Raw genomic sequence first — 13232 nt, 5'->3', positions numbered from 1 at the left:
CCCGGTGTTCGAGTGCGTCGGTCGGTGCGGGAGCTTCCGTTATGGGTGTTGACGGGCGGGAAGAGCCACACGGCCGCAGCGGGCGGGGCGCCGGGGCAGGGCGGACAGACCGTGCCGGGCAGGGCGGTCCGCCGTCGCCGCAGGTGCCCGGGCAGGGCGGTCCGTACGGGCCCGGATCGACGAACTCCGCTCCGGCGGGTCCGGGGGCGGGCGCAGCGCGCCCGGATTCGGAGGCGGGTTCGGCGGCTTCGGGCTCTGCTCCGGCCGGTTCGGGTTCGGCGGAATCTGGTTCGGCGGAATCTGCTTCCGCAGCGGAATCTGCTTCCGCAGGGGCAGGCTCTGCGGGTTCAGGCTCTGCCAGGACGGGCCCAGCGCGCGCCCACGCGGCTCGGGGGGCCTCGGGGGTCGCGCCGGGGGCGTCCGGGGCATCGGTCGGCGGCGGGCCGAGCGTTCCGCCGCAGCGCGGGCGCGGCAACGACGCGCCGAACCGTGGGCCGGGAGGCGAGACGGCTCCCTCTGACACCGAGCTCCTCACACAGTTGCGGGGCGGCGACGACACCGCGTACGAGGAGCTGTACCGGCGGCACGCCGCCGCAGTGCGCCGCTACGCCCGCAGTTGCTGCCGGGACGCTGACACCGCCGACGACCTGACCGCCGAGGTGTTCGCGCGCACCCTCCAGGCCGTGCGGCGCGGCGCCGGCCCGGAGACCGCGGTGCGGGCCTATCTGCTGACCACGGTCCGGCGGGTGGCCGCCACCTGGGGAAGGACGGCCAAGCGGGAGCAGTTGGTCGAGGACTTCGCCACCTTCGCGGCCGAAGCGGCTCGGCCGGCCGCCGGGGCGAGGACGCACGACCTGGGCGCGGACGTGAAGGCGATGCACCAGGCCGAGCAGTCGCTGGCGGTGCGGGCGTTCCGCAGCCTGCCGGAGCACTACCAGACGGTCCTGTGGCACACCACGGTCGAGGAAGAGTCACCACGCGAGGTCGCCCCGCTGCTCGGGCTGTCGGACAACGCGACGGCCGTGCTGGCGCACCGGGCACGGGAGAAGCTCAAGCAGGCGTACCTCCAGGCGCACGTCAGCTCCGCGCTGACCGAGGGCGGCGACTGCGCCCGCTACGCGGACCGGCTCGGCGCGTACGCCCGTGGCGGCCTGCGGACGCGGGCCGAGCACGGCCTGCGGAAGCACCTGGACGCCTGCCCCAGGTGCCGGATGGCGGCGGTGGAGGTCGCGGACGTCAACGCACGGCTGCGTGCGGTGCTTCCGGTCGCGGTCATCGGCTGGTTCGCCGCCGAGTACGCGCTCAAGGCCGCGGCCGGAGCCGCGGCGGGGGCGGCTGGTGCCGCGGGCGCGGGGGCCGGCGCGGCGGCCATCGCCGGAGGTGCGGGCGCCGGGGCCGGGGCTGGAGCGGGCACTGGTGCCGGGGCCGTGGCAGGCGCCGGGGCTGGTGCGGGAGCCGGGGCGGGTACTGGTGCCGGCGGTGGGGCTGGTGCGGGGGCGGCGGCTGAAGGGCTGGGGGCGGCGGTGAAGGCGGGCCTCGTGGCGGGCGTCGTCGTCGCGGCCGCCGCGACCGCGCTCGCGCTGACCGCAGGCCGCGGCGATGCGCCGGAGAAGGCCGAGGCCAAGCCGTCGGCGCCGGCTCTTACCCCGGCGAAGCCGAAGCCGGAAGCCAAACCGCCGGCGTCGGCCTCGAAGCCCGGACCGAAGCCCACCACCTCCCCGTCCCGGATATCCCCGAAGCCAAGCCCCACACCGAAGCCGACCCCGTCGAAGGCCGCGCCGAACTCACCGTCGCCGAAGCCGACCCCACCCATCCCCCAGCCGACACCCGCGCCCACGGCCGCTCCGACGAAGCCGGCCCCTTCACACAGCCCGACGCCGACGCCTACGCCGACACCCACGCCCAGGCCCACGCCAAGGCCCACGGTCCCCGCCCCGGCGGTCTACCAGCTCAACACGCTGCACTACGCCGGGGAGGGCGACGGCACCGCACCAGAGGTGCGGCCCGGCGCCAGCAGCTGGATGTGGCAGCGCTGGGGCCTGCTGATCGGCGGCTCGCTGTACGCGCACGGGGTCACCGTCACCGAGCCGTCCTCACTCACCATCGACCTCAACCGCTCCTGCGTCAGCTATACGGCGTCGGTGGGTGTGGACGATCTGACGCCGACACCCGGTGCGGCGCGCTTCGCGATCTACGCGGACGGGGCGCGGCTGTGGCGTTCCCGGGTCATCCATGCCGGGGACCCCGCCGTACCTGTCCACGTGGAGCTCTCCGGACGCAGGACGCTTCGTCTCGTGGTCGAGCGGCACGGATCGGCCTGGCATCAGGCACTGGCGGACTGGGCCGAGGCCACCATCAGCTGCCGGTGAGCGCGTGGTCGGGGGCGGCGTCACAGGGCGGCGAGCACGTCGTCGAGGAGGGCGACACCCTGCTCCATGCTCAGCCGGGTGCCCTCGGCGTGCAGTTCCTCGAAGCGGTCTGAGCCCAGCGCCTCGCCCACCACCCGCTCGATCTCGTCGGCCTGGGCCTGTAGGAGCGGGGGCCACGGCTGCCCGGCCCGCCAGCCGTCGGCCGCTCCCAGCAGCCGGGCGACCAGGGCGTACTCCCCGAGTGCGCGGAGGGCATGGGTGGCGCTCACGGCCTGCACGGCCATCAGCATTTCCGTGCAGTGCACCTCGAACCCCCGGCGCAAGGTGGCACGCGACTTGCGTAGCGCCTCCACCAGGTCCCCCTCTTCCGCGGCGATCCGGGCGTCCACACCGTCCATCGCCACCCAGAACTGCGGCGGCGGGGTGGCTGACGCCGCTGCCTGCCGCGCGCTGTCACACAGTGCGCGGGCCCGCGCGACCTCGCCGGCGAGCAGCGCGATCATGGCCTGCAGGGTGCGGTTGAAGACGAAGGCGTCACGCACGCCGTAGCGTTCCGCTTCCCGCTCGGACCGTTCCAGCAGCCTCTCCGCGGCCGCCATGTCCCGGCAGTTATAGGCCAGGTCGGCGAGGCGGGTGATGAGGAACGGGGTCTCGGTGTACGCGCCGAGCTCCCGTGCGAGCCGCAGCGCCTCCTCGTACGAGGCCTTCGCTTCCTCGTAACGGCCCTTCGCCATGGCGATCTCGCCGTTGGCACCCTCCACCTGCGCCAGCATCCACCGGTCGCCGATCCGTCTGCTCAGCTCGCGCAGCTCAGCCCAGTCCGTCTCGGCGCGGCTCATACCACCGGGCACGTCGATGGCCACATGGGTACGGAACATCAGCGTCACGCCAAGCGCCCAGTCCTCGCCGTGCGCACGGCAGTTCTCCACGCCCTCGTCGAGCAGGTGGAGCACGCCCAGCTGGCCCTCCGTGAAGAACACCGCGAACGGCCACAGGATGCCCGGGAAGCGGGCGGCGCGCGGCCCGGGGCTCGCGCCGTACGCGTCACGGATGTCGCGGGCGACCGCCAGGTTCTCCGGACTGTTGAGCTCCAGCTCGGAGCGCTGATCGGAGAGCAGGAAGAGAAGCAGGAGATGGAGATCGAGGACGTCCCAGCAGGGCGGCGAGGCCCAGCGGTCGGAGCTCTGGCCGGTGGCGGGGATCGGGCTCACCTCCCCGGCGCCACCCGGCTCGGCGGAGCGGGACGCCCCTGCGTCTGAGGAGGCGAGGCGAGCCGTGTATCCGTCCGGGTCGATGATCTCCAGCATCCGGCTGATCCATGAGGCGCCCTCGTCGCGGTAGTTGCGCACCCACCAGAACCAGCCCAGGTCGAAGATGATCGCCAGTGCGCTGTCCGTGTCCCGCGCCTGGAGCGAGCGGTGCAGCGTGGCGCGGATGTTGTCCAGCTCCGTCTCGACACGGCGCAGCCAGGGAAGTTGCTCCGCCGAGCGCAGCCGGGGCGCGGCGGCGTGGGTGAACTCCCGGAAGTACTCGGTGTGGCGGCGGATCGCGGCGGCGTGATCGCGGCGGGAGGCCGGGTCCTCGGCGGCGCGTTCGGCGGCGTACTCGTGGATCGTCTCCAGCATGCGGTAGCGGACGTGCCCGTGCTCGGCGGGGCTGCCCGCGCGCTGGTGCGGATGCTCGGCCACCAGCAGCGACTTGTCCACCAGCGAGCCGAGCAGGTCGAGCACGTCGGAGCGCTCGATGCACGCCGGCTCCGCTGGCGCCGGGTCGGCGCACACCGCCTCCGCCGCTGCCACGTCCCAGCCGCCGGCGAAGACCGACGCCCGCCGCAGCACGGTGCGCTCGCGCTCGTCGAGGAGTTCCCAGGACCAGTCGACGACCGCGCGCAGCGTCTGCTGGCGCGGCAGTACGGTCCGGCTTCCGCTGGTCAGCAGCCGGAAGCGGTCGTCCAGGCGCTCGGCGATCTGGTGTGGGGTGAGCAGGCGGAGCCGCGCCGCGGCCAGCTCGATGGCCAGCGGGAGTCCGTCGAGCCGACGGCAGATCTCGGCGACCGCTGCCTCGGTCGCCGGGTCGCGCCTGGGGTCGAAGCCGGGGTGCACGGCGGCGGCGCGCTCGGCGAACAACTGGTGTGCCGGGGCCGGAAGGAGCGGCTCCACCGGGCGCACCGTCTCGCCCGGCACGCCGAGCGGTTCGCGGCTGGTGGCGAGTACGGTGACGCCCGGGCAGTGCGCCAGCAGCGTCTCGGCGAGCCGGGCGGCGGCGTCGATGACGTGCTCGCAGTTGTCGAGCAGGAGCAGCAGCCGGCGGTGGGCGCAGTGCTCGACCAGCCGGGCGGTCGGGTCCGCTCCGTCCGGGCCGCTGGTGGAACGGCCCTCCAGACCGGTGCCGAAGAGGGTCGTCTCGCGTCGGCCCAGGGCGCTGAGGACGGTGCCGGGGACCGCGGACGGGTCGTCGAGCGGGGCGAGTTCGGCGATCCAGACCCCGTCGGGGTAGTGGCCGGTCACGGTCGTCGCGGTCTCCTCGGACAGCCGCGTCTTGCCGGAGCCGCCGGGGCCGGTGAGGGTGACGAGACGCGCGCCGCGCAGGCCGTCGCGGAGAGCCTCGACGTCGGTTTGCCGACCGACGAAGCTGGTGAGGCGGGACCGCAGGTTGCCGGGTACGGGTGGGTACGCGGATCCGATCGGCCCGGGACTCCGCCCGCCCAGCGGCCCTGGCCCGACCGCCACGCCCGGCCCAGCCACCGGACCCGACCCGTCCACCGGCCAAGGCCCAGCCGCCGCAGCCGACCCGTCCACCGGAAGCTGTCCGTCCGACGGAAGCCGCCCGTTGGACGGAACTCTCCCGTTCCTCGGAGCCGGTCTGGCTGCCGGCACCGGCTCGCTCGTCGGCGCCGGTTCACCCGCCGCCGCGGCCCCGTCAGTCGGCTTGACCCCGTCCGTCGGCGCGGCCGCCCCCGGCGGCGCAGCCGCATCCGGCGGCGCAGCCGCATCCGGCGGGAGTGCGCCGCCTGGGCCGGACACAACCCCGGGCATACGCCCCGGGATCGGACCGGGCGCCGCATCCGGACCGCCCCCTCGCGCGGAGGCTGTTCGCGGGGTGCGTGCGGCAGGGCGCACGGCTGCGCTCTCCGGCACGGCCCCGGCCCCCGGCCGAGCTACTGCCCCCGGCTCACCGGCGTGCCCCGGCCCGGCCGTGGTCTCCAGCGGGTATGTCGAAGCGTGCAGCAGGTGGCGGTGCAGGCGCTGAAGCTCGGCCCCTGGTTCGGTGCCCAGCCGGTCCGCGATGCCGCGTCGGACGTCTTCGTACGCCGAGAGCGCGTCGGCCGACCGGCCCGCCAGGTGCAGAGCACGGATCAGCTGGGCGTGGAACGGCTCGTCCAGCGGGTGGTCGGCGACGAGTTCGCGCAGCTCGGGGATGGTGTCCATGGCCCGGCCCAGCGCCAGGTCCGCCTCGATCCGCTGGCGCAGCGCGGTCTGCCGCAGCGCTTCGGGGCGGGCCGCGGCGGCTTCGCGGTCCGGCAGATCCGCGAAGGCCGGGCCGCGCCACAGCGCGAGCGCGGCGCGGAGGGTGGACGCAGCCGTTCCGGCATCTCCGGCGTGCAGCGCGCGGCGGCCCTCGTCGAGCAGTCGCGCGAAGCGGAACAGGTCGATCTCGTCGGGGTCGGCGGCGAGCCGGTAACCGCCCGGCGCGGAGACGACGGCGTCCTTGCCGATCACCCGGCGCAACCGGCCGATGAGGGCCTGCAGTGCCGCGGGCGCGTCCTGCGGCGGCGGGTCATGGGCCCAGACCTCGTCGATGAGCACGTCGACGGGGACGGGAACGGAGACGGGGGCGGGGACGGGAGCGAGCCGTGCGGCGCGCAGCGCGAGCGCGGCGAGCAGCGCGCGGAGCCGGGCACCACCGAGCGGCAGCGGGTTCCCTTGGCTGTCGCGCGCTTCGGTGGCGCCGAGTATCAGATACCGCACGTGCTCATTGTCCTCGGTGACGACGGCATGCACGGATCAATTACGCGCCCGGGCACCGCCTCAAGGCCACGACCAGCCCCCGTACCGGCCGGCACCCCCCCGGGGCCCCGCACAAGGCTCCGGCCGGCCCCGATCCCCAGCCCGGAGCCGGCCCCCGCACAAGGCCGACCCCGATCCCAGCCCGGAGCCGGCCCCCCGCAAGGCCGACCCGGACCCCGCAAAGCCGGGCCGGAAGCCCGTCCGCCGGCCCTCAGAGGCTGGTGCGCGGTCCGACGCCGCCCGCCACCGCCCGCTGGCGCGGCGCCGCGGTGCCCGTCCAGCAGCTGCCGCGCCGGGCGAGCAGCCGCCGGAGCCAGATCTCGGTGGCGACCAGTTCGGCCAGGCCGTCCAGCGGGAGCCGCTCCCCTTCGGCGGCCGCCCGCAGCGCCTTGCGGACCACGCGGGCCTCGACCAGCCCCGCGTCCGCCAGCAGCGGCGTGTGGAAGAGGTCGACCAGCTCACTGACGTGGGAGCGGAGACCGGCCCGTACCGCGGCGGTGTGGGTGGGGTGCGAGGTGGCGCCCCAGCCGGGCGGAAGGTCACGGATGCCCGCGCCGGCCAGCACCGCGCGCAGCACCGCGGCGCGCGCCCCCGGTTGCACACGGAGCGCTTCGGGGAGCGCGCGGCAGGCGCGTACCACCTGGTTGTCGAGGAAGGGCGCGTGGAGGCGCTGGCTGCGCGCCTCCGCCGCCTGCTCGAAGACGCGGTGGTCGGCGGCGTAGCGGGCGAGGGCGGCGTGGGCACGGCGTTCGCCGGGGCGCCGCAGGGCCGCGGGCCGGGCGGCCGCGGCCTCCAGACGAACCGATACTTCGGCCAATGCCTCGCCGGTGAGCCAGCGGGCGGCGGGGCCCGGCCGGCACCAGGTGAGCGCGGCGAGGGAGGCGGTCACCGCGCCGGGGCGGCCGGCGCCGTGCTCGGGGGCGAAGTGCCGCTCCAGGAGGCGGTGCGCGGCCTGTTCGAGGCCGTCCTTGTACGGCGTGCGGGCCAGCTTCCGGGCGGCGCGGTAGACGGTGAAGGGCACGAAGAAGGAGTGCGCGGACGGCCCTTCGGAGCGGGCCAGCGCGGTCGCGGGCCGCAGCAGGTGCCGTCGGCGCCGGTCGAGCAGCAGGTCGGCGAGGCGCGCCGGGTGGGCGTCCAGCACCTGGCGTGCGCCATGGCCGACGAGATGGTCGGCGCTGCCCGCGGCGAGGCGGCGCCGGTGGCCTTCGGCGAGGACGAGGGAGGGGCCGGGCTCGTCGGTGAGCGGCCCGCCGTCCAGCGCCGCGTACGGCAGCGCCTCGGGCCCGGCCGTGACGACGACGTGGTGCAGGCGGGGGTTGGCCGCGATGCTGCGGGCGCGCTCCAGCTCCGCCTCGCGCGCCCGGCCGCCTGCCACGCCGAGGTCGTTGAAGGTCACGGCCAGCAGCCGCTCGCCCGCGCCGGTGCCGTGGCCCAGCGGGGTGCCGGGGACACCGGGGAGTCCGGCGGCCAGCAGCGCCAGCGTGCCGGAGGCGCTGCCTCCGGAGAGGTCGGCGCCGACGCCGGGGGCCGGGGCGCCGCGTGCCGCGCGCCGCTCGGCCGGGCCCATGCCGGGCACCGGCCCGGGGTCCAGCCGGCTGTCGGTCTCGGGGGCGTGGCGGGGCGCGGCGAGTCTGGCGCGCACCGCGTCGACGAGGGCGTCGCGGACGCCGTCCACCGCTTGCTCCGGGTCGATCCGGGGTGCCGCGACGGCGAGCGACGCGGTGGGCTCGTAGCCGACGATGTCCCGGGAGCCCTCCCGGAGGATCAGCGCGTGGCCGGGCGCCGTCCGGCGTACCCCCAGGTAGGGCGTGCCGTCGCCGAGGGCTTCGGGCGAGTCGGGGCAGGCCAGGAGCGCGGCGAGGTGGCTGACGTCGAGCTGGGCCTCGATGAGGTCGGCGAGCGGCAGGGCCGCGGTGGCGTAGGCGGTGCCGCCGGCCCAGTCGGTGTGGAAGACGGGGCGGGCGCCGGCCAGGTCGCCGACGACGGTGACCCGGCGGCCGACCTGGGCGACGGCCGTGTAACTCCCTGGCCAGGCGGTGAGATGGCGCAGCGCGCCGCCGCGGGCCGCGAAGAGTCCGACCCGCAGTTCCTCGTCGCTCGCCCCGCAGCAGCCGAAGACCGCGAGCCGGGTGGCGGGGTCGGTCCGCACCACTCGCACCTCGTCCGGGCGCCAGTCACCGACGGCCCAGAGCGGATCCGGGTCGGCCCACAGGAGCTGGGCGCCGACCGGTTGGACCGCGCCCAGGGACGTGGCCGGTCCTGAGGCGGCTCTGCTCCACCCCACCAACCACCGCATCCCCGCCTCCACAGGCTGTGGACAACCAAGAAAGAGCAGCCATCATGCACAGCTGGTCGACGGTTCCGGCATCCGGCCTCTGGCATCCGGGGTCCGGCAGCCGGGATCCGGGAGGCGACGCGTGAGCGGCGGCCTCGTCCCGGGCACGGCCATGCGCACGCACCGGGGGCGCGCGCTGCCGTTCCGTCGGGGCCCATGCTGCCATGACTGGGGCGCGGGAGAGCGGGTGCGCGCGCGGTCGGCGCTTTCGAACATGCCGCGCACCACCGCTACTTCGCGTCTCGCCGTCCGAACTCCGCGCCGGGCCTCCCCCTCCCCGGCCCGACGCGGCAGTCCGGCCGTCAGGAGCGGCATTCAGCCAATTTGGCGACGCACCCTCCATGGGCTTGCGGTGGCCCAACACCACAGTCCGGGAGGTGGAGTTCACCTCCCGGACCGTTCCGCCGCCCGCGGGGAATGAGGCAGCGGTGTCCCCCAGCCCAATGGCTCAAGAGCCATGGGCCGACCCACGCACCACTATGGAAACGCTCCCGCGCCGATCCAGACAGAGCGCACAGACGGGCGCACAGCCACACACACCGGGAGCACACGCCCCCTGCCGCACCTGCGTTCGTACAAGAATCCCGCCATCCGGGACGACACCTCTTAACGGTCGGGATGCGGCGAACTACGCTGGGTTTACGAATGCCCCGTGCCTATGCCGGGGCGGCCGTCGGTGCTGTTCGAGGGGTGCGCATGTCCAGGGAGCCACGCGGGCCGAACGAGAAGCTCGGCACCGTTCTCGCCCTCGCGGGAATCAGCAATGCCGGGCTCGCCCGCAGAGTCAATGATCTCGGTGCTCAGCGTGGCCTGACCCTGCGCTACGACAAGACGTCGGTGGCGCGCTGGGTCTCCAAGGGCATGGTCCCGCAGGGCGCCGCACCCCATCTGATCGCGGCCGCGATCGGCTCCAAGCTGGGACGCCCCGTCCCACTGCACGAGATCGGGCTGGCCGACGCCGACCCGGCCCCGGAGGTGGGCCTGGCCTTTCCGCGCGACATAGGGCAGGCGGTGCGCAGCGCCACCGAGCTGTACCGCCTGGATCTCGCCGGGCGGCGCGGGGGCGGCGGCATCTGGCAGAGCCTGGCCGGATCGTTCGCGGTCAGCGCGTACGCCACCCCGGCCTCCCGCTGGCTGATATCCCCCGCCGACAGCTCGGTGGCCCGCGAGCCCAAGGAAGGAGAAGGGGGCGGAGGCCCTGATTCCTTACCTCAGCGCGTCGGCCACAGCGACGTCACCAAACTCCGCGAGGCCGCCGAGGACGCGCGCCGCTGGGACTCCAAGTACGGCGGCGGGGACTGGCGTTCGTCGATGGTGCCGGAGTGCCTGCGGGTGGACGCCGCGCCGCTGCTGCTCGGCTCGTACAGCGACGAGGTCGGCCGGGCGCTGTTCGGCGCCACCGCCGAACTCACCAGGCTCGCCGGCTGGATGGCCTTCGACACCGGTCAGCAGGAGGCCGCCCAGCGGTACTACATCCAGGCGCTGCGGCTGGCCCGGGCGGCGGCGGACGTGCCGCTGGGCGGCTATGTCCTGGCGTCGATGAGCCTGCAGGCCACCTACCGCGGCTTCGGCGACGAGGGCGTGGACCTCGCGCAGGCCGCCCTGGAGCGCAATCGCGGCCTGGCGACCGCCCGCACCATGAGTTTCTTCCGGCTCGTCGAGGCCCGGGCGCAGGCCAAGGCAGGAGACGGCCCGGCCTGCGGGGCCGCGCTGAAGGCCGCGGAAGGCTGGCTGGAGCGGTCGCGGGCCGGCGACCCCGACCCGTCCTGGCTGGACTTCTACACCCATGAGCGTTTCGCGGCGGACGCCGCCGAGTGCTACCGCGACCTGCGGCTTCCCAGACAAGTGCGGCGGTTCACCGAGCAGGCGCTGGCCCGGCCCACCGAGGAGTTCGTGCGCTCGCACGGGCTGCGGCTGGTGGTCTCGGCCGTCGCCGAGCTGGAGTCCGGCAATCTGGACGCGGCGTGTGAGCAGGGGGTGCGCGCGGTGGAGGTGGCGGGCCGCATCTCCTCGGCGCGTACCACCGAGTACGTACGGGATCTGCTGCACCGCCTGGAGCCGTACGGAAACGAGCCCCGGGTGGCCGAGCTGCGGGAGCGGGCGAGGCCGCTGCTGGTCGCTCCGGCCTGAGGCGCCGCGGCCCGGCTCGCTCCGCCTGAGGCGGCCGCGGCGCCGGGCTCGCTCCGGGCCAAAGGACCGGTCTTGGGCCCGTTGTCAGTGGCGCGGGTCATGATAGTGATCGTCGTGCTAGCGGTTGAGCGTCGAGAGCGGCGGGGAGGTGAGGTGTCGTGACGGCGGCGTGGGACTGCGACGTGCTGGTGATCGGGGGCGGGATCGTCGGCCTGTCGACGGCGTACGCGTTGACCCGGGCGGCACCCGGCACCCGGGTCACGGTGCTGGAGAAGGAAGCCGGCCCGGCCCACCACCAGACCGGGCGCAACAGCGGCGTGATCCACAGTGGCATCTACTATCGGCCCGGGTCCCTGAAGGCCCGGTACGCGGTGCAGGGCGCGGCGGAGATGGTGAAGTTCTGCGCCGAGCACGACATCCCGCACGAGATCACCGGCAAGCTGATCGTCGCCACCGACCGCGCCGAGCTGCCGCGGCTGCACGCCCTGGTGCAGCGCGGCCGGGAGAACGGCATACCCGTCCGCGAGCTGGGCCCGGCCCAGATCATGGAGTACGAGCCGCAGGTGCGGGGCCTGGCCGCCATCCATGTCGGGACGACGGGCATCTGCGACTTCACCGCGGTGAGCGACCGGCTGGCCCGGCTCGCGCAGGACGCGGGCGCCACCATCCGGTACCGCTCCCGGGTCACCACCATCGGGCGCCGCGGCTCGGCGGTGGCGGTGCGCACGGCGGACGGGACGGTGCTGCGCGCCGGGGCCCTGGTCAACTGCGCGGGCCTGCACTGCGACCGGATCGCCCGGCTGGCCGGGGACGACCCGGGCATGCGGATCGTGCCCTTCCGGGGGGAGTACTTCGAGCTCACCCCGGACCGGGCGCCGCTGGTCCGCGGACTGGTCTACCCGGTCCCCGACCCGGCCTTCCCGTTCCTCGGCGTCCACCTGACCCGTGGCACCGACGGCGGGGTGCACGTCGGGCCCAACGCCGTGCCCGCGCTGGCCACCGAGGGGTACACCTGGCACACCGTGCGACCGGACCAGCTGGCCGCGACCCTCGCCTACCCCGGCGCCTGGCGGATAGCCCGCCAGCACTGGCGGTACGGCCTGGGGGAATTCCACCGCTCGATCTCCAAGCGGGCCTTCACCGAGGCCGTCCGACGGCTGCTGCCCATGGTGACCGCCGACGACCTGGTGCGTGCCCCGGCCGGCGTCCGCGCCCAGGCCGTGCTGCCCGACGGCACCCTGGTCGACGACTTCCTCTTCGCCGAGTCACCCCGCATGGTGCACGTGCTCAACGCACCGTCCCCCGCGGCGACGGCCTCCCTGCCCATCGGCCGCGAGGTCGCCCGCCGGGCCCTGGCCGCCCTGGCCGACGCGGCCTGACACCCGGACCGGCGCCACCCGGCGGCGCTCGGCCGCGGCCGCGTCGGGCCACCGCCACCGGTGTGCCGCGCACCGACCGTAGAATCGAACCATTGTGTCCGAGAACTCCACCGCGCCCCAGCCCGCCGAAGCACAGCCCACCGCACCCCAGCCCGCCGAAGCGCAACGCCGCCGCGACCGCGGCGAGCCGATGTTCCCCGGCGGTCCGACCGCGGATCCGGCCGGCTCGCACCACGAGCGCCGCATCCGCTCCTTCCGGCCTCGTCGTGGCCGCGTCACGCTGGGCCAGGGCGAGGCGCTGCGCCGCCTGTGGTCGAAGTGGGGCCTGGACATCGACGGCCTGCACCGCATCGACCTGGGCGAGCTGTTCGGCGACCCGGAGCTGCCGGTGATCCTGGAGATCGGCTTCGGCATGGGCGAGGCCACGGCCCAGATGGCGGCTGCGGACCCGGGCACCGGAATCCTCGCCGCCGACGTCCACACCCCCGGCCAGGGAAACCTGCTCGCTCTCGCCGAGCGGAACGACCTGTCCAACATCCGGGTGGCCAACGGTGACGCGATCATCCTGCTCCGCGAGATGCTCGCGCCCGGCTCCCTCGCCGGCCTGCGCGTCTTCTTCCCGGACCCGTGGCCCAAGAAGCGGCACCACAAGCGGCGGCTGATCCAGCCCGAGTTCGTGGAACTCGCGGCCACCCGGCTGCGCCCCGGCGCCCTGCTGCACTGCGCGACGGACTGGGAGCCGTACGCGGAGCAGATGCTGGAGGTGCTGACCGCCGCCCCCGGCCTGGAGAACACCCAGCCCGATGGCGGCTACACCCCGCGCCCGGAGTTCCGCCCGCTGACGAAGTTCGAGGGGCAGGGCCTGGACAAGGGCCATGTGGTGCACGACCTCGTCTTCCGCCGCACGGCATAGCCCGCACCGGATCACCGCCCACGCCGCGCCACCGTGAGCCGCGTCACGCCGCTGCCACGCCACGCCGTGCGTCACATGGCGTCGCATCGTGTCGCCTCG

Annotated in this window: 6 protein-coding genes; 4 read left to right on the top strand and 2 right to left on the bottom strand. The window is 75.1% G+C overall.

Annotation, left to right across the window (positions count from 1 at the left end; all coding sequences use genetic code 11):
- Nucleotides 1-41: 41 nt before the first annotated feature.
- Nucleotides 42-2369, top strand: coding sequence for a sigma-70 family RNA polymerase sigma factor (locus tag AC4BDD_RS15820; RefSeq protein WP_490686080.1), 2328 nt, complete (start codon nt 42-44; stop codon nt 2367-2369).
- Between the two features lie 20 nt (nt 2370-2389).
- Here AC4BDD_RS15820 and AC4BDD_RS15815 read toward each other — a convergent pair whose 3' ends face one another.
- Both AC4BDD_RS15815 and AC4BDD_RS15810 read right to left on the bottom strand, forming a co-directional pair.
- A complete protein-coding gene (locus AC4BDD_RS15815) occupies nt 2390-6370 on the bottom strand; it encodes an AfsR/SARP family transcriptional regulator (RefSeq protein ID WP_490686079.1) in 3981 nt (1326 codons plus the stop codon).
- Nucleotides 6371-6587: 217 nt separating this feature from the next.
- Nucleotides 6588-8672, bottom strand: a complete 2085-nt coding sequence (locus AC4BDD_RS15810) for an asparagine synthase-related protein (protein ID WP_490686078.1) — start codon at nt 8670-8672, stop codon at nt 6588-6590.
- Nucleotides 8673-9407: 735 nt separating this feature from the next.
- Between AC4BDD_RS15810 and AC4BDD_RS15805 the strand changes: the two genes are divergently transcribed.
- From AC4BDD_RS15805 to trmB, 3 genes are all read left to right on the top strand, one after another.
- Complete coding sequence (locus AC4BDD_RS15805) at nt 9408-10841, top strand: NsdA family TPR-like regulatory protein (RefSeq protein ID WP_490686077.1); 1434 nt, start codon at nt 9408-9410, stop codon at nt 10839-10841.
- A gap of 158 nt (nt 10842-10999) precedes the next feature.
- On the top strand, nt 11000-12220 hold the full coding sequence (gene lhgO / locus AC4BDD_RS15800; RefSeq protein WP_490686076.1) for an L-2-hydroxyglutarate oxidase: 1221 nt from the start codon (nt 11000-11002) through the stop codon (nt 12218-12220).
- 94 nt (nt 12221-12314) lie between these two features.
- On the top strand, nt 12315-13133 hold the full coding sequence (trmB, locus tag AC4BDD_RS15795; protein WP_490686075.1) for a tRNA (guanosine(46)-N7)-methyltransferase TrmB: 819 nt from the start codon (nt 12315-12317) through the stop codon (nt 13131-13133).
- Nucleotides 13134-13232: the final 99 nt, after the last annotated feature.

Source organism: Streptomyces sp. JLBT605 (assembly GCF_058215555.1).
This window is presented reverse-complemented; position numbering and strand designations above follow the sequence as displayed.

What these genes read in the sequence shown, in the direction of transcription:
- AC4BDD_RS15820 (WP_490686080.1), top strand. Translation starts at nt 42, where the DNA reads ATGGGTGTTGACGGGCGGGAAGAGCCACACGGCCGCAGCGGGCGGGGC.
- AC4BDD_RS15810 (WP_490686078.1), bottom strand. Translation starts at nt 8,672, where the DNA reads ATGCGGTGGTTGGTGGGGTGGAGCAGAGCCGCCTCAGGACCGGCCACG.
- AC4BDD_RS15805 (WP_490686077.1), top strand. Translation starts at nt 9,408, where the DNA reads ATGTCCAGGGAGCCACGCGGGCCGAACGAGAAGCTCGGCACCGTTCTC.